Annotated in this window: 1 protein-coding gene; it reads right to left on the minus strand. The window is 60.4% G+C overall.

Features of this window, described 5'->3' with window-relative positions; translation table 11 throughout:
* A partial coding sequence (locus AC1DLB_RS31885; RefSeq protein WP_477786517.1) for a Na+/H+ antiporter NhaC family protein occupies positions 1–508 on the minus strand: 508 nt, incomplete at both ends.

A 508-nucleotide genomic window follows, 5' to 3' on the forward strand; every position in this document is an offset into this window, starting at 1 on the left:
GGAGGTCGGGCCCAGGGTCGAGTCCGACGCCGGTGAACCGGCATCGCCCAGCGCGCCGGCAGTGCCGACGATGCACACGATGGCGATCGGGCTGAAGCCCAGTTGCACGCACAACGGCACGAAAATCGCCGCCAGAATCGGTACGGTGGAAAACGACGAGCCGATGCCCATGGTCACCAACAGGCCCACCAGCAGCATCAACAGCGCCCCGATGCCTTTGCTGTGGTCGATCCACGAGGCCGAGGACTCCACCAGTGTCTGCACATGACCGGTGGCTTTCATCACTTCAGCAAAACCGGATGCGGCGATCATGATGAAGCCGATCATCGCCATCATCTTCATGCCTTCGGTGAACAGGTCGTCGGTTTCACGCCACTTGACGATGCCCGACGCCGAAAAGATCAGGAAGCCCACCAGCGCCCCGATAATCATCGAGTCCAGCAACAGCTGAATAATGAACGCCACGATAATCGCCAGACCGGCGACCATCAGGCTCAAGGGGTTGTAC

This window comes from Pseudomonas sp. 05N434, assembly GCF_056396965.1.